Source organism: Gemmatimonas sp., assembly GCF_046594945.1.
Taxonomy (GTDB): Bacteria; Gemmatimonadota; Gemmatimonadetes; order Gemmatimonadales; family Gemmatimonadaceae; genus Gemmatimonas.
In genome coordinates this window covers 1-23,432 of the sequence record NZ_JBKJRB010000009.1, presented here as the reverse complement: position 1 = coordinate 23,432, position 23,432 = coordinate 1, and the positions used below count along the sequence as shown (strand labels likewise).

At 63.9% G+C, this 23,432-nt stretch carries 18 protein-coding genes; 9 read left to right on the top strand and 9 right to left on the bottom strand.

The window, feature by feature from the left end:
• Positions 1-239: 239 nt before the first annotated feature.
• From ACLL97_RS01125 to pdeM, 4 genes are read left to right on the top strand one after another with little or no spacing between them, the layout of a single operon-like run.
• Entirely contained in the window at positions 240-1,283 is a 1,044-nt protein-coding gene (locus ACLL97_RS01125; protein ID WP_411278634.1) for a ligase-associated DNA damage response exonuclease, read from the top strand.
• A complete protein-coding gene (locus tag ACLL97_RS01120; protein WP_411278633.1) occupies positions 1,280-2,881 on the top strand; it encodes an ATP-dependent DNA ligase in 1,602 nt (533 codons plus the stop codon). The genes ACLL97_RS01125 and ACLL97_RS01120 overlap by 4 nt, the downstream gene beginning before the upstream one ends.
• The gene (locus tag ACLL97_RS01115) at positions 2,878-5,439 is read left to right on the top strand and encodes a ligase-associated DNA damage response DEXH box helicase (protein ID WP_411278632.1); all 2,562 of its coding nucleotides are present in this window, start codon (positions 2,878-2,880) and stop codon (positions 5,437-5,439) included. Before ACLL97_RS01120 ends, ACLL97_RS01115 begins: the two co-directional genes overlap by 4 nt.
• A complete protein-coding gene (gene pdeM, locus ACLL97_RS01110; protein ID WP_411278631.1) occupies positions 5,436-6,107 on the top strand; it encodes a ligase-associated DNA damage response endonuclease PdeM in 672 nt (223 codons plus the stop codon). Before ACLL97_RS01115 ends, pdeM begins: the two co-directional genes overlap by 4 nt.
• A gap of 850 nt (positions 6,108-6,957) precedes the next feature.
• On the opposite strand, the gene ACLL97_RS01105 is transcribed toward pdeM, so the two are convergent.
• From ACLL97_RS01105 to ACLL97_RS01090, 4 genes are read right to left on the bottom strand one after another with little or no spacing between them, the layout of a single operon-like run.
• A complete protein-coding gene (locus ACLL97_RS01105) occupies positions 6,958-7,323 on the bottom strand; it encodes a hypothetical protein (RefSeq protein WP_411278630.1) in 366 nt (121 codons plus the stop codon).
• 4 nt (positions 7,324-7,327) lie between these two features.
• Positions 7,328-7,978, bottom strand: coding sequence for a PAQR family membrane homeostasis protein TrhA (gene trhA, locus ACLL97_RS01100; protein ID WP_411278629.1), 651 nt, complete (start codon positions 7,976-7,978; stop codon positions 7,328-7,330).
• A 41-nt stretch (positions 7,979-8,019) separates the two neighbouring features.
• Positions 8,020-9,282, bottom strand: coding sequence for a serine hydrolase domain-containing protein (locus ACLL97_RS01095; RefSeq protein WP_411278628.1), 1,263 nt, complete (start codon positions 9,280-9,282; stop codon positions 8,020-8,022).
• A complete protein-coding gene (locus ACLL97_RS01090) occupies positions 9,279-12,446 on the bottom strand; it encodes a WD40/YVTN/BNR-like repeat-containing protein (RefSeq protein ID WP_411278627.1) in 3,168 nt (1,055 codons plus the stop codon). Before ACLL97_RS01090 ends, ACLL97_RS01095 begins: the two co-directional genes overlap by 4 nt.
• Before the next feature lie 68 nt (positions 12,447-12,514).
• Here ACLL97_RS01090 and ACLL97_RS01085 point away from each other — a divergent pair, with 68 nt between their 5' ends.
• The 3 genes from ACLL97_RS01085 (at position 12,515) to ACLL97_RS01075 (ending at position 15,866) form a co-directional block, all read left to right on the top strand.
• Positions 12,515-13,771 carry a VanZ family protein gene (locus tag ACLL97_RS01085; protein ID WP_411278626.1) on the top strand — a complete coding sequence of 419 codons (1,257 nt, stop codon included), beginning with the start codon at positions 12,515-12,517 and terminating at the stop codon, positions 13,769-13,771.
• A 207-nt stretch (positions 13,772-13,978) separates the two neighbouring features.
• Positions 13,979-14,545: a TlpA family protein disulfide reductase gene (locus tag ACLL97_RS01080; RefSeq protein WP_411278625.1), complete on the top strand. Its 567-nt coding sequence runs from the start codon at positions 13,979-13,981 to the stop codon at positions 14,543-14,545.
• A 295-nt stretch (positions 14,546-14,840) separates the two neighbouring features.
• Positions 14,841-15,866 carry a hypothetical protein gene (locus tag ACLL97_RS01075; RefSeq protein ID WP_411278624.1) on the top strand — a complete coding sequence of 342 codons (1,026 nt, stop codon included), beginning with the start codon at positions 14,841-14,843 and terminating at the stop codon, positions 15,864-15,866.
• Between the two features lie 15 nt (positions 15,867-15,881).
• On the opposite strand, the gene ACLL97_RS01070 is transcribed toward ACLL97_RS01075, so the two are convergent.
• The gene (locus ACLL97_RS01070) at positions 15,882-17,789 is read right to left on the bottom strand and encodes an ABC transporter ATP-binding protein (RefSeq protein WP_411278623.1); all 1,908 of its coding nucleotides are present in this window, start codon (positions 17,787-17,789) and stop codon (positions 15,882-15,884) included.
• A gap of 16 nt (positions 17,790-17,805) precedes the next feature.
• Between ACLL97_RS01070 and ACLL97_RS01065 the strand changes: the two genes are divergently transcribed.
• Both ACLL97_RS01065 and ACLL97_RS01060 read left to right on the top strand, forming a co-directional pair.
• A complete protein-coding gene (locus ACLL97_RS01065) occupies positions 17,806-19,434 on the top strand; it encodes an endonuclease/exonuclease/phosphatase family protein (RefSeq protein ID WP_411278622.1) in 1,629 nt (542 codons plus the stop codon).
• Between the two features lie 123 nt (positions 19,435-19,557).
• Complete coding sequence (locus ACLL97_RS01060; RefSeq protein WP_411278621.1) at positions 19,558-19,791, top strand: hypothetical protein; 234 nt, start codon at positions 19,558-19,560, stop codon at positions 19,789-19,791.
• 101 nt (positions 19,792-19,892) lie between these two features.
• Here the strand turns inward: ACLL97_RS01060 and ACLL97_RS01055 are convergent, their stop codons facing one another.
• The 4 genes from ACLL97_RS01055 to ACLL97_RS01040 all read right to left on the bottom strand — a co-directional run bounded on the left by ACLL97_RS01055 (position 19,893) and on the right by ACLL97_RS01040 (position 23,320).
• On the bottom strand, positions 19,893-20,348 hold the full coding sequence (locus ACLL97_RS01055; RefSeq protein WP_411278620.1) for a hypothetical protein: 456 nt from the start codon (positions 20,346-20,348) through the stop codon (positions 19,893-19,895).
• 119 nt (positions 20,349-20,467) lie between these two features.
• On the bottom strand, positions 20,468-21,622 hold the full coding sequence (locus ACLL97_RS01050) for a 6-bladed beta-propeller (RefSeq protein ID WP_411278619.1): 1,155 nt from the start codon (positions 21,620-21,622) through the stop codon (positions 20,468-20,470).
• A 103-nt stretch (positions 21,623-21,725) separates the two neighbouring features.
• A complete protein-coding gene (locus ACLL97_RS01045; RefSeq protein ID WP_411278618.1) occupies positions 21,726-22,346 on the bottom strand; it encodes a hypothetical protein in 621 nt (206 codons plus the stop codon).
• Complete coding sequence (locus ACLL97_RS01040) at positions 22,343-23,320, bottom strand: epimerase (RefSeq protein ID WP_411278617.1); 978 nt, start codon at positions 23,318-23,320, stop codon at positions 22,343-22,345. The genes ACLL97_RS01045 and ACLL97_RS01040 overlap by 4 nt, the downstream gene beginning before the upstream one ends.
• Positions 23,321-23,432 lie beyond the last annotated feature (112 nt).

The following is a 23,432-nucleotide window of genomic DNA, read 5'->3' as shown; positions in this document are numbered from 1 at the left end:
TCCGATCGAGCCGGCGACGACCGTCGCACCGACGGAGCCGATCCGTGTGGTGTCCGTGTGATCCGCGGTAACGGTATTCCGGCGGTGTTCGATCCGTCCGCTAACCCGGGTGCCTGCCGACCGGCACGATCCTATCCGCCAGAACACCACATCAACCGATCACTCGGACACCGCACGGATGGGCCCGCAGTGAATGCCGCGGTGGGAACCTCGCTGCGTGGTCGGACACTCAATAGCTCATGTCCCTGATAACGGAGACCGCTCGCGGACTCTACTGTGCCGCTGCCGACTGCTATATCGACCCTTGGGCCCCCGTACCGCGCGCGCTCATCACGCATGCACACGGCGATCACCTTACCTGGGGATGTGAGCGCTACCTCGTCGCGCGCGATGGCGAAGGCGTCTCACGCGAACGACTTGGCACGTGGGCAGCAGGCCTCGAATCGATCGCCTACGGCGCGACGCGGGACATCAACGGCGTCACGGTCTCCTTGCATCCCGCTGGCCACATTCTGGGATCGGCGCAGATCCGGCTCGAGCACCAGGGCGAAGTGTGGGTGGCCTCGGGCGACTACAAAACCGACCCCGATCCCACGTGCGCAGCCTGGGAGCCCGTGCGCTGCCACACGTTTATCACCGAGAGTACTTTCGGTCTACCGATCTATCGATGGCCATCGCAACAGCGCGTGTTCGCCGATATCAACGCGTGGTGGGCGCAAAACGCGGGTGACGGGCACGTGTCGCTGTTGTATGGCTATGCGCTGGGGAAAGCACAGCGCATGCTGGCCGGGCTCGATCCAACCATCGGACCGATCCTCACGCATGGTGCCGTAGAGCGCATGACACAGGTGTATCGCGACAGCGGTATTGCGATGCCGAGCACCACCTACGCGCTCACGGCCACTAAATCGGCGGCGACGTCGCGCGCGATCGTGGTCGCGCCACCGAGCGCTGATGGATCGACGTGGGCCCGCCGATTCGGGAGCACGCGCGCCGCCTTTGCGAGTGGATGGATGCGGGTGCGTGGCGCGCGACGTCGACGTGGCGTCGACATGGGATTCACACTCAGTGATCACGTGGATTGGCCGCAGCTCTTGAGCGCTGTTGAGGCCACCGGCGCCGAACGCGTGTGGGTGACGCATGGATTTACCGGCCCCGTCGTGAAATGGCTCACTGACCACGGCCTCGACGCGCAGGCCATCGCCACTCGATACGAAGGTGAGCACGACGATGCCGCGATCGAACCGCTGGTGGTCCAACCGGCGCCGGCCGTCACGCCGTGAATCGATTTGCTGCACTCTACGACGCCATCGATGCCACCACGGCGACCAGTGAGAAGGTCGCCGCACTGGTCACCTACTTTCACGAAGCCCCCGCTCACGATGCGGCATGGGCGGTCTCGTTCCTCGTCGGGCGTAGGCCGAAGCGACTGGTCCGCTCACCTGATCTGCGCGCGTGGGCCGCGCTCGCAGCTGACGTGCCCGCGTGGCTCTTTGAAGAATGTTACGCTCAGGCGGGCGACCTCGCCGAAACGATCTCGCTGTTGGTTCCGGAACGCGACCCCAGCGACAGTGACGAGGAAGGCAACGAGCGCCCGTTCGCGTGGTGGGTGACGGAGCGGCTGCTTCCACTCGCACGGATGGCGCCCAACGCGCAGCGTGATGCGCTCAGCCACGCGTGGCAAGAGCTCACGGGGACTTCGCGGTTCCTTTTCAACAAACTGCTCACCGGATCGTTTCGCGTGGGCGTTTCCGACGGTCTCGTGGTGCGTGCGCTGGCGCAGGTCTCCGGCATCAGCGTCGAATCGATCGCGCATCGACTCATGGGCCAGTGGGAGCCGAGTGAGACGTGGTATACGCAGCTGGTGGCCACGGAAACGACGGACGCCGATTGGAGTCGCCCGTATCCGTTCTATCTCGCCTATCCACTGGAGGCCGAGCTGGAGTCACTCGGCGCGCCCGATCAGTGGCAGCTCGAGTGGAAGTGGGACGGCATCCGCGCGCAGCTCGTGCGACGACGTGGACGCACATTCCTGTGGAGTCGCGGTGAAGAGCTGCTGGCCGATCGCTTTCCCGAAGTGGAGGCGAGTGCGGAGTGGTTGCCCGACGGCACCGTACTCGATGGCGAGCTGTTGGCGTGGCGCGATGGTACACCGCTTCCCTTCAGTGAACTGCAACGACGCATCGGTCGGAAGACCGTCGGCAAGAAATTAGTGGCCGACGTGCCTTGTCATTTGCTCGTATACGACTGCCTCGAATACGAGGGCATCGATGTGCGCGAGCAACCCATGCACGAGCGACGAGTGCTGGCCGCGTCGATTGTGTCGCGCTTGCCTGGCGGGGCGTCGATGGGGTTGTCGCCGGTGCTCGAGACTGCGTCGTGGCAAGCCGCGCACGACGCGCGGGACCTGTCGCGCAGCATGAACGCCGAAGGGCTGATGCTCAAGCGCCGCTCGTCGGCGTATGGTGTGGGACGGAAGGTCGGCGACTGGTGGAAGTGGAAGGTGAATCCACTCACGGTGGACGCGGTGCTGGTATACGCGCAAGCCGGGCACGGCCGGCGCGCCGGGCTGTACACCGACTACACCTTTGCTATTTGGGATGGCGACACGTTGGTACCCTTCGCCAAGGCGTACTCGGGGCTCACTGATATCGAAATTCGCGAGGTAGATGCGTTCATTCGTCGGAACACGGTCGAGAAGTTCGGACCAGTGCGCACGGTGAAGCCAGAACTGGTCTTTGAACTCGCGTTCGAAGGCATTCAGCGCAGCACGCGTCATAAGAGCGGCATTGCCGTGCGCTTTCCCCGGATCGTGCGCCGGCGCAAAGATAAGCCGGTCAGCGAGGCCGATACACTGGAAACGGTGAAGGCGCTGCTGTGACACCGGCGATCGCCACGATGGACGCATGGCCAGACGCGCAGTCGCGTGTACACGCGTGGTTCGCCTCGCGTGGGTGGAGCCCGTTCGAGTTCCAACGTGAGGTATGGAGCGCGTATGCTTGCGGGGAGTCGGGGCTCATTCACGCCGCCACCGGTACGGGTAAGACGTACGCCGCGTGGATGGGGCCCGTGCTCGAAGCACTCGCTGAGCCGGTGCGCCCGCGATCGGTGCGCAAGCGCAGTGATGCTGCGCCGTTACGCGTGTTGTGGATCACACCGCTGCGCGCGCTGGCGGCCGACACCGAACAGGCGCTGCGCGAGCCCATCGAAGCACTGGGATTACCTTGGACGATCGAGTCGCGCACCGGCGATAGCTCGGCCGCAACGCGCGCCCGCCAGCGCACGCGATTGCCGTCGGCGCTGGTCACGACGCCGGAGTCACTCTCGCTGCTGCTCTGCCGCAAGGATCACGAAGCGATCTTCGCCGATGTCCGCTGCGTTGTGGTCGACGAGTGGCACGAGTTGCTCTCCACCAAACGCGGTGCCCAGGTGGAACTTGCGCTCGCGCGCCTACGACGCATCTGCCCACAACTGCGCACGTGGGGCGTATCGGCTACGCTCGGCAATCTCGACACGGCCGCCGACACGCTCCTTGGCTACGACGCAAACGGACAGTCGCGGCCGCGACGCCTCGTGCGCGGCGTCGTTCCAAAAAACACACACATCGAGGCGGTGACACCCGGCGAGATGGACCGCTTTCCGTGGGCTGGCCATCTCAACACCAAACTGTTGCCGCAGGTCATGGAGCGACTGGAGGCCGCGCAAAGCGCGATCGTGTTCACCAACACCCGCTCACAGTGCGAGATCTGGTTTCAATCGATCATCGCCGCCAACCCCGCCTGGTTTGAGTTCACGGCAATCCATCATGGCTCGCTCTCGCGCGCCCAACGCGAAGATGTCGAGGACGGTCTCAAGACAGGGCGCTATCGCGTCGTAGTCGCCACCAGCTCGCTCGACCTCGGCGTCGACTTCTCCCCGGTCGACTTGGTCATGCAGATCGGCAGCCCCAAAGGCGTGGCGCGATTGATGCAACGCGCCGGTCGATCGGGCCATTCGCCGGGTCGGGTGTCGCACATTCTCTGCGTGCCCACGCACGCCTTCGAACTGGTGGAAGTCGCCGCCGCGCGAGATGCGATCGCTGCCGGCTCGATCGAGAGTCGTGATCCACTCGACCGACCGCTCGACCTGCTCGCGCAACATCTGGTCACGCTGGCGCTCGGCGGCGGCTTTACTCGCGACGACGTGCTGGTCGAGTTGCGCAGCACGCGCGCGTACCAACTGCTCACCGAGTCGGAACTCGACTGGGTTATCGACTTCGTGACCCGCGGCGGCGATGCGCTGAAGGCCTATCCAGAGTTCGCGCGAGTGCAGCTCGTGAACGGGCGGTACGAGGTCACCGACCGTCGAGTTGCGCTACGACACGTGCTGAATATCGGCACCATCGTCAGCGACGCCGCCATCGCCGTGCGCTATCTGACAGGCGGCCGACTGGGTACGGTCGAAGAAAGCTTCGTTTCGCGGCTCTCTCCCGGAGACAAGTTCATTTTCGCCGGTACGCCGTTGGAGTTTGTGCGATTGCGCGACCTCACCGCGTGGGTGCGCCGAGCCAAGGGAATTTCGGGCGCTATTCCGCGCTGGCAGGGCGCGCGCATGCCGCTCAGCACCGAACTCTCGCACGCCGTACGCCTCAAGCTCGAGGAGGCGCGCCAAGGCGTTTTTAGTGGCCACGAGATGGAATCGGTGAGGCCGGTGCTCACCCTGCAGGCGGAACGCAGCATCATTCCTCGTCCCGACGAACTTCTCATCGAGCGCTGCGAAACACGCGACGGCTTTCACCTGTTTGTGTATCCGTTTGAAGGACGTCTCGTGCACGAGGGTTTGGCGGCCCTCTTCGCCTATCGCATGGCGCAACTCGCGCCGACAACATTCTCGTTTTCCTGCAACGACTACGGCTTTGAACTTCTCACCGCCGAACCGGCACCGCTGGAGGACGCACTGGAGTCGGGATTGCTCTCGACCGACCACTTGCTGCACGACATTACGCAGAGTCTGAACGCCGCCGAGCTGGCGCGGCGACAGTTTCGGGAGATCGCGCGCGTGGCGGGACTGATTTTCTCCGGCTATCCCGGTCAATCCAAGTCAGTCAAGCAGATGCAAGCATCGAGTAGTCTCTTGTACGATGTGTTCGTGAACTATGATCCTGACAACTTGCTTATTCATCAGGCACGCCGTGAAGTACTGGAGCGGCAGCTTGAGTCGAGCCGACTCGGTCGTGTGCTCGCTCGTCTGTCGGACAGCACAGTGCGGGTGATTGACGTGGAGCGACCTACGCCGCTGGCGTTTCCGCTGCTGGTGGACTCCACGCGTTCCCGTGTGTCGTCGGAGAAGTTGGCGGATCGGGTACGCCGCATGACGGTGTCCGCCGAGAAGTCTACGCGTTCGGGCAAGGCGATGGAGTTTCGTGCGCACGATGGACGCGCCACAAAGGTAGTGAAGTGACAGCCGGCGCGATGCCGGCCGGTGCTGTCACGCACACCGTGGCGGGCGAACAGCTGGTGCTCTTGCCCGACCGGGCGATCTGGCTTCCGGGGCGCGATATGGTAGTCGTGGCCGACCTGCACTGGGGCAAGGCCGCCGCGTTTCGGGCGGCGTTTGTGCCGGTTCCCAGTGGCACCACGGCCAGCGATCTGGCGCGGCTCAGTCGAGTGTTGCACGAGACCGCCGCGACATCACTGGTGGTGTTGGGCGACCTGCTGCACGCGCGCGCCGGTCGTCATGCCGACACCTTGGCTACGATTACGGCGTGGCGTGAGGCGCATGCAACGGTCGACATCACCCTCGTACGTGGCAATCACGATACCCACGCCGGCGACCCGCCCGCGGCGCTTCGCATCGCCTGTGTTGACGCACCCTACGCCATCGGTTCGCTCATTGGCGTACACGAACCGGAGGAGCACCCCAACGGCTACGTGCTCGCCGGACATCTGCACCCCTGCGTGTCGGTATACGGCCGCGGTCGACAGCACATTCGGCTCGCCGCGTTTGTCTTCGGTCCCCGCGTCGGCGTGCTTCCTGCCTTCTCCAGCTTCACCGGCACCGGCATGTACGAGCGATCGGATCAGGATACGCTGTTCGTGATTGCTGACCGTGACGTGATCGCGGTTTAGCGCCTCACCGCATGGCACAAGGAGATGTCACGTGGATAGCGGCCTCACGTCTTGCGCGTTACTCTTCCGCCTCCATAAGGAGACTCCAATGCCGGTTGAATCGTTTGTTAGTGTGCGCGCGCAGCCGCGTGTATTGGCGCGCGTTCGCACCATCTCATCGAATTGCGTGCTACTGAGCGCGTTCGGCTGTGGCATCTTGACCGCTAATGACACCTGTGTCGGCTCTCCGGCGTCTGCGGTCACCGTGACCATTACGGACGCGCTCACTGGACGTCCACCAAGCACCACCGTCTCGCTTATGCTGGAAGAAGGCATGGTCAGCGTCGGGTCCACCTCGCAAGAGAGCGCTGACCCGCTTCGTATCTCTTCGACTGGAACGGGTCGCGCAGGGACTTTTCGGGTGACGGTACGTGCTGCCGGCTACGCTGATGTTGTGAACCCTAACGTTGTTGTTCCGACGACGGGCCGGTGTGAAGCCGTGCAGACGCAGTCATTAACCGTTGCGCTCGTTCGTTTGCCGTAGTCCCGCCGCCGCGGATTCAGCGGCTCAACATCTTGAATGGATTTGCCCACCGGCGATCGAGTAGTCGAGCGTATTATCCGTGAGTAATCCGTGTCGATCAGCGGTCAGGCCTTTTGTTGAATTGCTCGTTGTCACCGCGTGGAGTGGTGTGATATACAGGAACAGCTGGACTGCGGATTGGCGCGAATGACCGCCAATTGAACCGCTCAACGGTTTTCACTTCTGTGCCCAACGGCGATCGTGTGGTCGGGCGCGTTTTTCGTGAGTGATCCATATTGTTTAGCGGTTCTTCCGCACGTTCGAACGGCACCACAAGCAATGGAACGGTCAGCGGCGAATCGCCACCCGCCACACCCACCACATCAGCAGCGGCTGCAACGGTAAGCGGACCCACAGTCCGGCGATATATCCAGCTGACGCGTTGGCGGCGCGAGCCTCATTCAGCATGTGGATATTGGCCGGCAGCACCGCGGCCAGCAGCGCGATCAGGCCCCACGCGGCGGCGACGCGTGTGGCGGGGATGAGTAATCCGATCGCACCAGCAATTTCGAAGGCTCCGCTCACGTACGTAGCGAGGCGCGCGTTGGGTATCCACGGCGGCATGATGCGATCAAAAAAGCCAGGCATCACGAAATGCAGTCCGCCGGCGATGAAGAACAGCGCGGCCGGACCGAGAACTGCGAGAGGAAACATCCGCCTATCGCGCAGGTGCAGCGTACCAGAGCACGGCGAAGTAGTGGCAAATACTGCCACCCATCACGAACAGATGCCACACCGGGTGGGTCCACGCCCGGCGACGATCTACGTAGAAAATCACGCCACCAGTATAGCACAAACCACCAGCGATCAAGAGCATCAGCCCTGCGTGATCCATCGAGGCCATCAGCGGTTTGATCGCAATGATGATCACCCAGCCCATCGCCACATAGATCGCCGTCGACAACTTCGCCATCGCGCCGCTGCCAAAGAGCACCTTGAACAGTATACCAAGCGCGGCCAGCGTCCATACGATGCCGAACAGCGTCCAGCCCCACGTGCCACGCAGTACGCCAAGCGTAAACGGGGTGTAGGTGCCGGCGATGAGCAGATAAATCGCGGCGTGGTCGACCACGCGCAACCGCTGCTTGATCGTGGGATGCGGGATCGCGTGATACAGCGTACTCGCCGCATACAATGCGATCAGGGTAGCGCCGAAGACACTGGCACCGATTACCGTCACGCGCTCGCCGCGGCTCAGTGCGGCGAGAATCAGGATGGGCATCCCGATCAGACTGAGCACGAGGCCAACGCCGTGCGTCACGGCGTTGGCGAGCTCCTCGCGGAGACTGACTACTCGATCCGAAGGCATACGATGAAATCTAATCGAATCGAGTTGCCGCAATCGTCGCCCTACTTGGCCGGCGCGAGCGAAGTCAGCAGTCGCTCCACGAAGCCATTCACCGACGCATTCGTGTCGATCCAGCGCACCACGGCGACGACATCATTCACCGGATCCACATAGATGATGTTATTCCCGGCGCCTACATGCACGAAGGCTTGCGGTGGCGCGGCCGGGACATACTTGCGGTCGGTGTTCACGAACCAGTTCATGTACCCATACGTCGGTTGCGCCGGCGTTGGCGTGAGCGCCTTCGCGACCCACGCTTCGGACAGCAGCTGCTTGCTGCCCCACACACCACGGCGCTGCGTGAGTAAGCCGAAGCGCGCCATGTCCCAGGCGTTGATCATCATGCCACCACCCCAGTGGCCGCCACCGCTCACCGATTGCACCATCTTGCCGTCGAGCACGATCCACGAGTTGTCGTAGCCGTACCAGCGCCACGTATTCGACGCGCCGATCGGCTCCATGATCTTGGTCCGCAGCACTTCCGGCAGCGGCTCACGCCACACCTGCAGCGCCGCCAACGCCAGCACATTCACGCGGGTGTCGTTGTACTCATACGCCGAACCCGGCTCCACCCGCGGGCGCGTGGTCCAACTATTCACCGGCTGCGCCGGACGATCGGCCCATTCCGGCTTGCCCCACAACGTGCCTTCCCAGTCACTCACCTGACGCAGCAAGTGATCCCACGTGAGACGCCTGTTGTGCGGACTGTCGAAAGGACGGAGCCACTTCGCGTCGCCTGGCCAGTCGGCACCGAGTCCCGTGCCGTTCGGATACGCACGCAGAATGGGCGGCATCACCTGTGACACCGTGTCGTCTACACTGCGAATACGACCCGCATCGAACGCCAGGCCCACCACCGTGCTCAAGAAACTCTTGGTCACGCTGTTCGCGATCTCGACCGCGTTGGGATCGCCCCACGTGGCCACGACATAGCCTTTGCGCACAATCACGCCGGTGGCACCACCACGCGGGGCCAACGGTCCGATCGCGGCCCCGAAGGGCTCGCGACCAAACGTTTGGTAGTGATTGAGCTCGAGATCGCGCGGAGTCTTGCTCTCTTTCTCAATCGCGTACGCAATCGCACCGGCAAGCTTCACCGAGTCCATCCCCATCGCACTCGGCGATCGACGCTCCCAAGCCCCCGCCGGCGGTACATACCGCGCCGCGACAGCGCGCCCCTTCTGCGCAGACAGTGGCATCGCCAGCCCACTCACCAGCGCCGTAACACCCACCACTCGAAACCCAACACTCAAAACTGTAGTCATGCAATCGGTCCTTTCTTCTTCGCGGCGCCGATCACGCCCGGCACGTTGCTCCTCTGCAACAGGGCGTTGAAGGCGTTCACGTCCACCGTCTCCACCTGCTCCACTTCCGCCTTGAGCGCCTGCCACAGCTTCTCGAGCTCCACCAGTCGATCCTTGACCGGCTGCGTGAGTTCGCTGTTGCCTTCCACCTGACCCAGCAAGAAGCCGTATTGGCCGTTGATGCCGTTCGCGTAGTTGATAATGTCCTGCCCGTTGCCAGCCTTGGTCGTCATGCGCGGATCGAGCTTGCCCAGCTTGTCGGTGAGTGTGCGGCCGGCCTTGGCGATCGTGTCCGGTGCGCTCGTTTCCTTGGCGCGCGTGACGTAGCCCTGTACCTGCGTCTTCAAATCACGCACCCGCAACACCGCCTCGTGAATCTCGTTGATGCGGCTCGACAGGAGATTCGCCACCGAATCACGTTCGGCCACCACCCGCGCCGGCACGTCGAGCCGCGGATCCTGCTTCACCTCCAGCTTCTGCGTGAGCACCGTGCTGCCCATCGTGAGCCGCACCGTGTACAGCCCCGGCACCACGCGCGCGCCACCGTCTCCCGGTGCGCCGAACAGCAACACGCCAGCGAGGCGCGCGGGGGCGGCACGACGCAGGTTCCAGTTGAACGTGTTGAGCCCCGGCTTCACGGTGAACTTGTTGATCGAGTCGCCCTTCGTGGCGAACGAGCGCACGACCGTGTTCTTCGCATCCACGAACTCGAGCAGCAACGAGGCGGCCGTATCGGGCACCACGCCCACGCGGAAACTCACCACGGCGCCGTTCGGCGGATTCTTGCCCACATTACGCGGCGTGCCGAAGCCACCTCCGCCGCCGGCCAGCACGGCGGCGCGCGGCGCGTACAAATGCATCGCCGCCTTCTCGATCGCATCCGCGCGCTGACGCAGCACCGAGAGGTCGTCGAGAATCCAGAATGCACGACCTTCGGTGGCTGCGATCAGATCGCCGTGCTTCACCTGAAGGTCCGTGACCGGCACAACGGGGAAGTTGCCGCGGAATGGCAGCCACTGCGCACCGGCATCGTACGACACGTACACGCCCGTTTCCGTACCCGCAAACAGCAGACCCTTCCGTTCGGTGTCCTCACGCACCACACGCACCGGCTCATCGTCGCGCAACCCCTTCACGATCCGCGTGAACGTGGCGCCATAATCCTTCGATACAAAGATGTGCGGCGTGGGGTCGCCCAGGCGATCCCTGCGGAATGACACGTAGAGCGTGCCCGCATCGTGCGGCGAGATCGCAATCTCGTTCACCAGCCCATCACCCCACGCCGCCGGCGTGATGTTCGTCCACGTCTTGCTTCCGTCGCGCGTGCGCTGAATCAAGCCGTCGTCGGTGCCCACATACATCGTGTTCGCATCGTGCGGAGACTCTTCGATCACCACGATCGTGGCATACACTTCGCCGCCCGCGCCTTCGTTGGTGATCGGACCACCGCCCCAACCCTGACGCGTTTTGTCGTTGCGCGTGAGATCGCCAGAAATCGGCGTCCAGCTTTGTCCGCGCGTGGTCGTCTTGAACAGCACGTTGCCACCATGGTACACGACCTTGTCGTCGTGCATCGACACTTCGATCGGCGCCGTCCAGTTGAAGCGATACTTCGTCTTGTCGGTGGGCTCCGTGAGATTCATCTCGGGCCACGGCATGATCGTGCGCGACAATCCATTCGTCGCATCCATCTCGTCGATGAGACCCTGATAGCAGCCGCCGTAGATGTAGCGCGGGTTCTTCGCGCTCACGCCCATGTTGGCGCTCTCGCAGCCGGGCCCTTCGGTCCACTCGCGAATCCCGATGCTGCCACCGTCGCTCTTCGACTGGATGATCACCGAACTGTTGTCCTGCTGACCGCCGTACAGCTTGTACGGAAAACCGTCGTCGACCGCCACATGATAGAACTGCGACGTGGGCTGATTGTCCTGCGTACTCCAGCTCTTGCCGCCATCCAGCGAAATCGACGCGCCGCCATCGTTGGCGTTGATCAGGTAATTCGGATTGGTCGGATTGATCCACAGCTGGTGGTTGTCGCCATGCGTGGCCGATACACTGGCAAACGTGCGACCCCCATCGATCGACTTCATCACCGGCGCGTTCATCACCCACACCACATCGGCGTTCTTGGGATCGGCCGTGACGTTCATGTAGTACCACGAGCGCGTCTGAATCAGGCGGTCGCCCGACATCTGCCGCCATGTCTTGCCGGCATCGTCACTGCGGAACAGTCCCCCGTTCTCCGCTTCCACAATTGCGAACACCCGATCAGGATTGGCCGGCGACACCGACACGCCGATCTTGCCCACGAGCTTGGGCAGTCCTTCCTGGGCGCGCTTCCACGTATCGCCGCCGTCCACCGACTTCCAGATACCGCTGCCCGCGCCACCGCTGCGCACCATCCACGGTGTGCGCTGATGATCCCACATCGCGGCGTACAGGATGCGCGGGTTGGTTGCATCCATCGACAGGTCGCTCGCGCCACTGAAGGCGTTGTCGCCCTTCAGCAGCTGCGTCCACGTCTTGCCACCATCGGTCGTGCGGTAAATGCCGCGGTCACTCGTGCCCTTCCAGCGATCGCCCTGCACCGCGACGTACACCACGTCGGGATTGCTGGGATGCACGCGCACGGCCGAGATCTGTCGCGAGGACGTCAGTCCGATATGCGTCCAGGTGCGGCCCTGATCCGTGCTCTTGTACATGCCGTCGCCGTACGTCGACGATTGACCACGGATCGCGTGCTCACCCATGCCCACATAGATCACGTTCTCGTCGCTGGGTGCCACCGCGATCGCACCCACCGACCCCGTCTTGAGGAACCCGTCGGAGATGTTGCGCCAGCTGTTGCCGGCGTCGTCAGTGCGCCACAACCCACCGCCGGTGTAGCCCGCGAAGTAGACGAGCGGCTGCGACGGCACTCCCACGGCGGCCACCGAGCGGCCCCCGCGAAACGGGCCGATGTTGCGCCACGAGATCGCCGTGAAGGTGGTCGAGTCGAACGCCGAGAGTCCGGCAGCGGCTCGCGACGCTTGTGCGCGTGCGACCGACGGAGCGACCACGGTCTGGAACAGGACGCCGCAGGCGAGCGGAGTCAGAAGGGCGGAATAACGCAGCAGAAAACGCATCGGAAAACGCCTGGCAGGGGTGGAATTAGGACCATGAAAAGTTATCACCGGCCGATACTCCCTGGAGCATGCTTTCACCTCGCTTCCGCTTCCGGCGCACCGCCGATTTTACCGCCCTCCGCCTCGGACGGGCGGTGCTCGGCTACCTCGCGTTGATCACGTCGATCATCACGATGGCGCCGTTCCGCTTTCAGTGGACACCGGCGCACGGCCTGACCAACATATGGAACTGGTCAGACCTGGCCATGAACGTGTTGATGTTCGTGCCGTTCGGCTTCGTGTACCAGCTCACGCGGCCCCGCGGAGCGCCGCCCGATTGGCCGCGGGTCGTGGTGCTCGGCGCCGCTCTGAGTGGCAGTATCGAGACGCTGCAGCTCTTCTCGCCCACACGGTTTACGTCGCTGTTGGACCTGGCCACTAACACGGCCGGCGCCGCGATCGGGGCGTGGGCGTTCGCCCGGCTGGCACGGCGCGTGGAAGACGACACCGCCGTGCAGTCGCTGGCCCTCGAGCTGCCGCTCATGGGGCTGGTCTATCAGCTCATTCCCCTCTGCTGGCTGATCGGACTGGGCAGCGAAGGCGGTGTGCGCCGGATTTTCGTGTTACCAGTAGCCGCCTTTGCCGGCGCGATTCTGGGCACCGTGCACGCCGCCTATCTCGCTCCCCAGCGACATCAGGATCGGCGATGGCTGGTCGCGATGGCGCTGGGCTGGGTGATCGTGGCCGTGGTCCCGGGTGCGCGCGGCGACATCGACCTGATCTGCGCCGGTGCCACGCTGACCATTGGAGTCGCGCTCCTGCGCGGCATCGCGACGACTCGCGACCGCGCCGTCGATGTGCACCGCCGCTTTGAACTACCCACGCTGCGGCTCGTGCTACCGCTCTTCGCGGCATATCTGGCGCTCTCGTCGCTTTGGCCACTGGATGCGGCGATGCCGGTGTGGCAGTGGACCGTGGCGCTTGCGCCGTCGCAGGTGGAGCTCACACAGCCGGTCGTGTACCGACTGCTTGAGCACGTCGCCGCCTTCACGCTCGTCGGCTACGTCATCGCCGAGTTCCACGGCCGCGACGCGCGCGGACTGCGAGCAGCGGCACCGAGAGTGGCACTGTGGGCCGGGGGGATTTCGTTGCTACTGGAACTTGCGCGCGGGTGGTATCCGGACACGGGAGCGAGTGTGTTGCTCTGGATCTTCACCGTGGTCGCAGCGTTGTTCGGCGGCTGGCTGTATCTGCTGCAGCGCGATCACGTACGTGCACTGGTGGACCGGCGACGGTTGCTGGCGTCGCTGGCGGAGACGAAGCCGATGGTGGCGCACGCGGCGTAGGGGTGGATTTCTCCTGTGCGCCTTCCACCATCAGAAATATTCCAAAAGATCGGGAACTGATCACACGGAGCAACAGAGAATAAGAGAAAAGAAGGCTACTCAAGTTGTCTCGTTCTCTTTCCCTCCTTTTCTCTTTTTCACGGTGTCATCAGTTCAGCTTCCGTCCGTCATACACGCCAAGCGTCCGCAGGCCATTACGTTCGTGAGGTGAAACTTCTCGACTCCCCTCGCACCTGGCTCAAGCGGCGACTCGCCGCGTTCCATTGGACAACGTGGCTCGCGCTCGCGCTCGGCATCTGGGCTCTACCACGCCTGCTGCCGCACGTGGGTGCCCTCGTGAACGTCACCGCGCGCGATCGCACCGCGCCGACCTTCGCCGTACGCACACTCACCGACTCCACGATCACGTCACAGTCACTCCGCGGGCGCGTGGTGCTCGTGAATGTGTGGGCCACATGGTGCATACCATGCCGCGCGGAGATGCCACTGCTGGAGGCCACGTGGAACCGCCACAAAGCGGCCGGTCTCCTCATACTTGGTGCCTCGGTCGATAAAGGCGATCCGCGAACGGTTCGCGATTTCATCTCCGAGCGCCGCATCAGCTATCCCATCGCCATCGTAGGATCCGACGTGATCGCCGAGCTGGGCGGTGTGCGCGGCTATCCCACATCGATCCTCATCGGACGCGATGGTCGTGTACGACATCGCGTGATGGGGCCGATAGGGCCGCTGTCGCTGGAACCAGCGATACGGCGTGCGCTGGCGGAGCGATAGCGCGTAACCTCCAACACGAAATGCTTCGGTTTGCTTGACGAATCGAAGTCGGGCCGGCATCGTAATCATGCGTAAAGGTTATCTCACCAGTAGCAGCGGAAGGGTAAATGCGCTTCGGCTTCTCACGAGTGATCATGGCAGTAATTGTTGTGGCAGGTACGCCGAGGATGGCAACCTCGGCGTTACCAATCAAATGCGCTCCGTCCAACGATGGGTGCCTACTTGCCGGTTGGGGTGGCGGCCCTGACCCATCCGCGTCCAAGGCTGACTGCTACAGCTATTGGGTCGAATAGCGATGACCGCGCTCGCGTCGTACCTATCGGTATCGGTTGCGCTCGCGTCGTTGTTTTGGAGTGATCACTCGGTCACCGACGTGCATCTTTTACCGTCGCGACGCTATGTCTCGCTGACAGTTCGCATAGACACGCTGCGCGATGGCGCGCGCGATGACACCCTCGCTCGCCCACTGTTGCTGGCAGCTGATGACCGTCGTGTTTACTACTACGACTATGGCGACGGTCGTCTCAGCGCGATCGATACGACTGGAAAGTTGCTCTGGCGTGCCGGACGGCGCGGTCAGGGTCCCAACGAGTGGGCGAATCCCACATCCATCCTCGCCGTCCAAGGCGGAGGCGTCGCGGTCGTCGATGGCGCGTCCGCACGGTTCACCCGCGTCGATGCCAACGGCCGGTTTACCCGTCTCGTCACAACGGCGGACATACCGCAGCGACTGGCGCGTGGGTCAGGCTCTACGCTCATCGCCTTTGGAGGCCAGAACGGGCGGCCCACCGCCACGCGACTGGATTCCGCGTTCACGCCCATCCGCTCGATCCGCTGGACCGGTTGGCCCGACTCCGCGTCGGGTCTCGCCACACAATTGCGCGTGGCGTCGGGGGCCAATGGGCGCGTAGCGGCTGTCAGTACGGTGACGAGTCGAATCTTTCCGCTACGTTCATCCATGAGCTTCGACTCCGGTGCCGATGGCCTCGACGCCCGACCACTCCCTCCGCGCGTACCCCTCGCCGGCGACAACGGACTCGTCGTGGCGGGGATGCCTGCCGGTACCAAGCCCGCCATCCGCGACGTGGCGATTGTCGGCGCAAATCTGTTCATCATCCCGGCGGGAGAAGCGTTCGATGGACGCACACTCGACGTCTACGACGCCGCCTCGGGACGATATCGGGCGAGTATTCGCATACCCATCGGGTTGAATGTTTTGAACGGACGCACCAGCGATCTCATTGCCGTCTCGCTCGAGGAGTTCCCGGCCATCGTTCGGCTGCGCTGGGACAGCGCGGCGTTAGAGCGTGCGCTACGCTGACCGTAGTCCGCTGCACTACCGATACCCCTGCGCCTGCAATTCAAACAACTCGGCGTAGCGCCCCTTCCGCGCCAGCAACTCTTCGTGCGTGCCCATCGAGTCCACCGCGCCCTCATTCAGCACCAGAATCCGATCCGCCATGCGCACGCTCGAGAAACGATGTGAAATCAGCATGCTGGTGCGCCCGGCGCTCAACGCCTTGAAGCGCTGAAACACTTCGAACTCCGCCCGCGCATCGAGCGCCGCCGTAGGTTCGTCCAGCACCAGGAGCTGTGCATCACGCATGTACGCCCGGGCAATCGCCAGCTTTTGCCACTCGCCGCCCGATAGCTCCACACCGGTGGAGAACCGTTTGCCGATCGGCTGGTCGTACTTCGCCGGCAGCCGTGCAATCATCTCCGCCGCCAAGCTCTGCTCGGCCGATTGCACAATGCGCGCTGTGTCGTCGCGCTCGTCGATCCGCCCCACCGCGATGTTCTCACCGGCGGTAAGGCTGTAGCGCACAAAGTCCTGAAAGATTACGCCCACATTGGCCCGCAGCGCCGTGAGGTCGTACTCGCGCAGATCGTGCCCGTCCAACAGAATGCGCCCTTCACTGGGTTCATACAGGCGCGCTAGCAGCTTCACGATGGTTGTCTTGCCGGCGCCGTTCTCGCCCACTAATGCCAGTGTTTCGCCAGCGTGCAATGTGAACGACAAGTGACGCACCGCCCATCGCTCGGTACCGGGGTACTGGAAACCCACGTCCTGAAATTCAAAGCCGATGGCGATAGGCGTGGGCATCGCGCGTGCATTGGCCGGCGAACGAATACGCGACGTAATCGTGAAGAATGAGAAGAGATCGTCGAGATACAGTGCCTGACTGGCCGTGCTCGAGAATCCCACCAGCAAGCTCGCAAGCAAGTCACCCAGCCGACGGAACGATCCCGCGAGGAACGTCAGATCTCCTATGCTGAACTGACCCGTCAGCGTGCGCCACGCGATGTAACCGTACGCCGTGTAGTAGCCGGCGGTACCAATGGCAGTGAGCAGTCCCATCCAACTCTCACGCTTGATAGCGAGCGCACGATTGGCCCGGTACACATCGAGGGAGATGTCGCGAAAGCGGCCGATCAGGAAGCGATTCAATCCGAAGATCTTCACTTCCTTCGCGGTCTCCACACTCGCACCCGTTTGCCGAAGATACTCCAGCACGCGGCGCTGTTGCGTGCGCGACCATTGCAGTGCGTACTCCAGGGCATTGAAGTGCGCCTCACCGACAAAGGCCGGCACGAGTGCCACCAGCAGCAGCACGATCAGCCACGGCGCGTACATCACCAGGCCGGCCGCAAAGCTGATGATCGTGATCAGCGTCTGCACCTGCCCGAACAGCTGCCCCATCACGCCCAGCCCCTGAAACGTCTGCGTGCGCGCCCGCTCCAGTCGATCTTGCACTTCGCTGTCCTCGAACTGTTCGAGATCGAGCGTGGCGGAGTGCTCCATGAGGCGGATGGTCGTGCTGATCGAGAACTTGATCCCGAGAATGCGATCCACCAACGATCCCGCGCGCGACAAGGCGTCGGCGCCGATGGCCAGCGCGAATTCAAGCAGGATCAGCTGCATCGTGCGATCCAGCAGTCCGCTGGCCACCCACGCATTCCACGTGTCGGGATGCCCGGGCAGCGCCGCCGTGTGGATCACCTCGTCGATGATCAGCTTGCCTACGTAGAGCGTACTCACCGGCAGTAGCGAGCGGATGAGCCGGATGCTGATGGTCGCTATTGTGAGCGGCGCGCTGGTCCCCCACACGAGCAGGAAGAGCGGCCCGACGTGCCTGAGTGCGCCGAGCCGTTCGCGGAATGACTTGATCGGTGGGGGAGACTGTCGGGGGCGGGCCATCCGGTGAATCTGGGTGGGCACCCCCGCGCCGGCCATCGCGGCCATTGGATAACTTTCCTGTATGCACCGATCCTCGTCGTCTGCACTCTGCCTCGGCCGTCGCGTGGTACTGGGCGGTACGCTCGGCGCCCTCGCCGCCTGCAATACAGGCATCGGCGCGCGCACGGGTGTCATCGCGCGCCCAACCGCCACACGCGTCCCGATACAGTTCGACGGGCGCTTCGACGATTGGACCGCCGTGCCGTTGTGGTCACAGGCGGCGTCATCGTCCGGCCCGCTTCAGCAGGCGTGGGCGACCGATGATCCGCAGTGGTGGTACCTGTCGTTCTCGGTACGCGACAGTGTCAGCCACTCCACCATGCCCGGTACACTGCACGTCTTGATCGATGCCGACGACAACGCGCACACGGGCGGCATGGTGTTTGACGCGGCGACCGGTCTGGCCGGTGTTGACGTTTCGCTCGACCTGTCGCGAGCGGACAAGGCGCAGGGGGACGGCGTCGGTGTCGGCGCGGCGCTGCGCACGGTGGAAGTATCGGGCCTCGGCGCCTATCGCAGTGCGTACGAGTTGGGCGTGGTGGCGTTCCCCACGTGGAGTGCGACGCGTTTCGAGCTCCGCATCGCCCGTGGCGGCGCGCTCGATGGCTTCGCGCGGCTCGGGGCCACGGTCCGTGCCCGCTTGGTCTTCGAATCACCGGGCGGCACCGTCGCCGCGCTGCCGACCGCGCGCTATGTCTTCGCCACTGCCCGAGACACGAGTGTCACTACCACCATCGTGTCGGCTATTCCGGCGAAAGCCACGGGCTCCGTGCGGGTGGCGCAGTGGAATGTTTCCGAAGGGTCCTTCCGGTCGCCCGCCAATCACGCCAAGCTGTTGGCGGCGGTGCAGCCCGACGTGATCTTGCTCGACGAGGCCTACGCGGAAACCTCCAACGCCACGCTCACCGACTTCTTCGCACGGCCCGAGCTGGCTGCACTCGGTCGCTGGCGCTTCGTGTATTCCCGCACTGGTGGTCGACAGCACACGGTGGTCGCCACGCGCGATCGTGATATCCGTCAAGCGGCGTCGATGGTGCGCGTGGAGTATCCAGCCGGCGTGCTCGACAGCGTTCGCGCCACGGCACCGAGCGCGGCCCAGCATCTGTTCGACATCGAAGCGCAGGCGCAATTGTCGAGCACTGGCGCCTGGATCACAATCGACGGTATTGCAACGCTGTTCGTGCCGCTCGACTTGCAGAGTGGCGGCTTCTTTCGTAGCCCGCAGGATCAGCTGCGGGTGCTGCAGAGCCGTGCGATCCGCGCGCACATTCAGCGCGAGTTCGCGTCGCGCGCCACGCGGGGAGCACTCGTGATTGCCGGTGACTTCAACGCGATCGGATCCCACGAGTCGGTTTACACGCTGCAGCAGGGGCTCGATGTGGACGCCTCCGACCTCACGCTCAGCGATTCGTGGCGGCTGAGTGAGCGCTCGCTCGCGACATGGACCGATCCGAAGGTCGGGCAGTTTCTCCCCGGGCGTCTGGATCTCACGCTGTATTCTGACGCGGTGTTCGAGCGCACCGGCGGATTCACCTTCTCGAGTCTCGATCTCACGCCCGCGGTCGCCGCCGCGCTTGGTATCACCCGGGAGACATCGGCCATGACCGCGGATCACCTGATCGTGGTGACCGACCTGCGCCGGAAGCGGTAAAGCGCACGCGGTCGCCCAGTTGGCTATCTTGCACCACGCCCGGGATGCACCCGGGCGGAACCATGATGAGCGGATGAGGCAGGTATGTCGCGGGCGTTTCTACGAGATGATGCGGAAGGCGAAATGCCCCGCCGCAATTACCACCTGCCGGAGCGCAGTGACGTCGGCTACGATCGCGCCTGCGCTCGGGCATTGCTCGAGGCGGCTCGGGTGAACGAGACCCAGCTCGCCGAACGTGCCACCGGTTACTACTGGGGTGAGCCGCTGCTCATGCCGTTCGTCGAGGAATTGCGTGTCGAAGCGGAGCAGCAGGGCGACGACCGACTCGAACAGCTGGCCCGCCGTTTTCTGGCGTAGCCGCGACGATCGGTGCACGCCGCGGCACTCGCGCACCAGCACGAAGCATCCACGACGAGTGGGACACCTACATCACGTTCGACGTGACATAGGTGACGTCGTCATGACGCCTTCGCGGCCTTCGCAGCGTCGAGCTGCGCCTGCATGCGCTTACGGAAGCGCTCGAGAATCAGGCGACCCATCTCCGTTTCCTTCGACACCCACTCGGCATTGCGGAACGCGATCGGGTTCACCTGCGCGCGATACTCCGCGAGCCACGGTTCGATGCGCGAGAAGATCAACAGGCCTTCGCCGTTGCTCTCGAGCATGAAGTCGGCGTGCATCACGCCATGGCGCGCCATGGCGTACGTCATCTCCCAGTACGACGTGCACTGACGGAAGGCCGCGTTGAGCGGATGATCGCCCTTCGTTACCGCGATTACGTCCTCGAAGCTCGTGGGCAGAAACTTGGCGATGACCTGCGTACGCGATTCGCGCATGACGTCTTCACGACGAAGCTCGTACAACTTGAGTACGAGTTCCGCATCATGATGGTCCGGATATTCTTTGAGAGGCACGGTGTGCTCGGCAAACGGGGAAATTCGGCCAGCGCGGAGGGGCAGCGCGCAGCGAGTCACGGAGTATTGCCGGCGGTTGTAGGCTTGGCAAGCGAGCGACCCGGCGAGACCTGTGGCGTTCAGCGAAAACGAAGCCGTACGACGCGCTCGACGCCATCAGTGTCGGTGGCGACGGTCGTCAACGTGTTGCCGCTGATAGACGGATGTCCGTTGAACATGTCGATCGCTCGTGGCCATTCCGCGACGGCGATGAGTCGGCCGGCTGAATCGTATACGTCGGCTTCGCGTGGACGGCCATCGGCGACGGCGCGCTCAACCCAGAGACGTCCATCCTTTGCGTACGTGAGTCCAACGATTGGTGACTTGGCCGACGGCACGCCAAACGGCAGATCCACCTGCAATTCCGAGATCGAGCTATCGGCCTTGACGCGCTCCCTCGCCGACAAGGGTACGGCGGGCACCGTGCGCAACAGGGTCCGGAGGCGTGTTCCCCGTTCGTCGAAGATCCTTACCTCATAGCGTGACGTCACGACATCGGCGCGTAGGCCGCCCGGACCGTACTGGCGAATCCACTGCGGCCCGAACGGCTGCCAGAAGTATCGCTGCGACGTGCCGACGTGATTCCCCTTCGCATCCTTCTCGACGCGCGTGACTTTGTGTACGCCGGCAGATGCTCCCGGTGGCACATCCAACGTGTCGCTGCGCGTGATCGCACCGCTCGCGTTGCGACCCACGCGAACCGGGCGGAAACTGGTGGTCGATGGGTCGAACCAGCTCGTCTCGTCAATGATCAATCCGCTGGGGTCGAAGGTGATCGGTAAGCGACTTCCACCGGTGAACGAGGTCAGCGGCACGTTCTTCACGCCGCGTACCGGCGTCGCCGATACATCGATGCCGAGCATGCGAGCGTTGCCCTCATCGCGCGCCCAGAGGAGTCGATCAGGGCCGAACGCGATCGTGGCAAGCCGTTTGAACTCCAAGGGGCCGGATCCATTACGACCGATACGTGCCACCGACGCCCCGGTCGACGAGAACACGCGAATCTGTTGATCCTGCGCGTCGGCCACAAACACACGTCCCGTGGCATCGACCGCGAGTCCGGAAATCCGACCGAAGCTCGCATTGTCGTCGGCATCGGCGCCTCCAATGGTCAACTCGATCGTACCGCGCCATCGCGGAGGCAAGACACGCTGCGCGGATGCCCGCGCGAGGGGGGTCGTCAGGCCCACCAGCAACACAACGGCACGGACACATACGAAACGAAGGTTGGGCATTGGACGGAACGTGGGACAGTCGAACGTGGAATGCCGCGCGGTGGGCTACCTTAGCGCGCCGACATTCGTCGGCGCAACATGCGCGTCACGCCACCGAGCCAATTCAGGGCGCGGCGCCGGCTCCCGCTCCAGAAAGCACGGGCATCACATGCGGCTCCCACTGCTGCAATGTTACTCGCAACCGCCACGCCGCGTTATCGGCAGCGGGCGACTCCGGATCGAGTGAGGCTGACGTGACCACGAATCCCGGCAGCGAGGCCATCTTGCCGCTAGGCAGCCGCTTGTGCCACGAGCCGTCGTTCAATGGCACATCGTCGGTGAAACGGCCATCGGAGGCGCGGCCGTACACGCGCATCGGATCGAGGCGCAGGCTGGCCCCGTTGGCGCGACGATCCACGGTGATCGCCGTCAACCAAGCGCGCCCCGCGTACTCCATGACGACGCCCACCTGTACTTGCCGCGTGGTTTCACGCGAGGCCATCAGCCGCGCCACGAAGTTCGTTGCCACTTGGCGACGCTGCGAGGCGAGCACCACCGGCAGCGTACGTTGCACGGTACCATCGGCGCCGGTGAGCATCTCCTCACCGGCCGTCGGCGACTGCCAGTCGGCCGCCGTTCCAAGAATCACCCGGAGCGGCACGCCAACGGCGAGCGACTTATCGGGGTGAAGGACGGTGAGCTGCACATCAAGGCTCACCGGTCGTGTAATCGGAATCTGAGTCACGATGAAAGGTACTCGACCGCAAGCTCCCGATGTCGCCAACGTGTGCACAAGTCACGCGCCGCCTCGTCCCACAGGGGAAATTGGAAGACAAATCCGTCCTCGAGCAGGCGTCCGGGTACCACTCGGCGGCTCTTGAGCACCCGCTCGGTCTCGGTTTTCAGGAAGATGGCCCCGATCTCGAGCATCCAGGCCATGGCCGGCAAGCCCACGCGCGTGCCCCAGGCCTCGCGCAGGGTGCGCATGAATGCCGCATTGGGCAGCGGCCCGGGGGAGGCCAGGTTGATCGCGCCGGCCAGATGCTCGCGCGCGATGATCCAGTCCAGCGCCCGCACAAAGTCGATGTCGTGAATCCACGACAGGAACTGGTGCCCGTTGCCCGAGGTGCCGCCGAGCCCCCCGCGCACGAGGCCCAACAGCGTGTCGAACACACCCTCTGCATCGGGGCTCATGATCATGCTCGATCGCAGCAACACCAGTCGCGTCTCGGGCCGCGCGAACGCCGTTGCCGCGCGCTCCCAGGCGGTGGCCACGGCAACGCTGAAGCGCCACGCATCGGGCGCATCGGGCGCATCGGGCGCATCGGGCGCATCCGCTTCGCTGCCGCCAACGATTCCCGTCGCTTCGTCGTTCGGCGCGTCGTAGCGGTGCGCGTAGATCGTGGCCGTGCTCGATTGCAGCCACAATGCCGGCGGGCGCGACGAGATCGTAATAGCCTCGCCCAGTGCCCGTGTGGATTCGACGCGCGACGGCAAAATCGCCGTTCGATTCGCCGGCGTGTAGCGACAATTCACGCTGCGTCCCGCGAGGTTGATCAGTCCATCGGCCCCCTCGAGCTCCTGTACCCACTCCCCGCGCGACCGCGCGTCCCAGCGCACCGTCCGCCACGGGGCACGGTACGGCTGCCGACTCAATACCACGACCTCGACGCCGCGTGCATGAAACGTGCGCGCCAAGATCGTCCCGACCTGGCCCAATGCTGTTCGGTTACTGACGAGGCCGCAACGTCGTGCGTGGTGCCGTCAGGCGGCGTACGGCACGTGCGTCTCGTGGAACAGGTGCTGAATGAATTGCCGTGGCGTCTGGCGG

What these genes read in the sequence shown, in the direction of transcription:
- ACLL97_RS01125 (WP_411278634.1), top strand. Translation starts at nt 240, where the DNA reads ATGTCCCTGATAACGGAGACCGCTCGCGGACTCTACTGTGCCGCTGCC.
- ACLL97_RS01105 (WP_411278630.1), bottom strand. Translation starts at nt 7,323, where the DNA reads ATGTTTCCTCTCGCAGTTCTCGGTCCGGCCGCGCTGTTCTTCATCGCC.
- trhA (WP_411278629.1), bottom strand. Translation starts at nt 7,978, where the DNA reads ATGCCTTCGGATCGAGTAGTCAGTCTCCGCGAGGAGCTCGCCAACGCC.
- ACLL97_RS01095 (WP_411278628.1), bottom strand. Translation starts at nt 9,282, where the DNA reads ATGACTACAGTTTTGAGTGTTGGGTTTCGAGTGGTGGGTGTTACGGCG.
- ACLL97_RS01090 (WP_411278627.1), bottom strand. Translation starts at nt 12,446, where the DNA reads ATGCGTTTTCTGCTGCGTTATTCCGCCCTTCTGACTCCGCTCGCCTGC.
- ACLL97_RS01085 (WP_411278626.1), top strand. Translation starts at nt 12,515, where the DNA reads ATGCTTTCACCTCGCTTCCGCTTCCGGCGCACCGCCGATTTTACCGCC.
- ACLL97_RS01075 (WP_411278624.1), top strand. Translation starts at nt 14,841, where the DNA reads ATGACCGCGCTCGCGTCGTACCTATCGGTATCGGTTGCGCTCGCGTCG.
- ACLL97_RS01070 (WP_411278623.1), bottom strand. Translation starts at nt 17,789, where the DNA reads ATGGCCGCGATGGCCGGCGCGGGGGTGCCCACCCAGATTCACCGGATG.
- ACLL97_RS01065 (WP_411278622.1), top strand. Translation starts at nt 17,806, where the DNA reads ATGCACCGATCCTCGTCGTCTGCACTCTGCCTCGGCCGTCGCGTGGTA.
- ACLL97_RS01060 (WP_411278621.1), top strand. Translation starts at nt 19,558, where the DNA reads ATGCCCCGCCGCAATTACCACCTGCCGGAGCGCAGTGACGTCGGCTAC.
- ACLL97_RS01050 (WP_411278619.1), bottom strand. Translation starts at nt 21,622, where the DNA reads ATGCCCAACCTTCGTTTCGTATGTGTCCGTGCCGTTGTGTTGCTGGTG.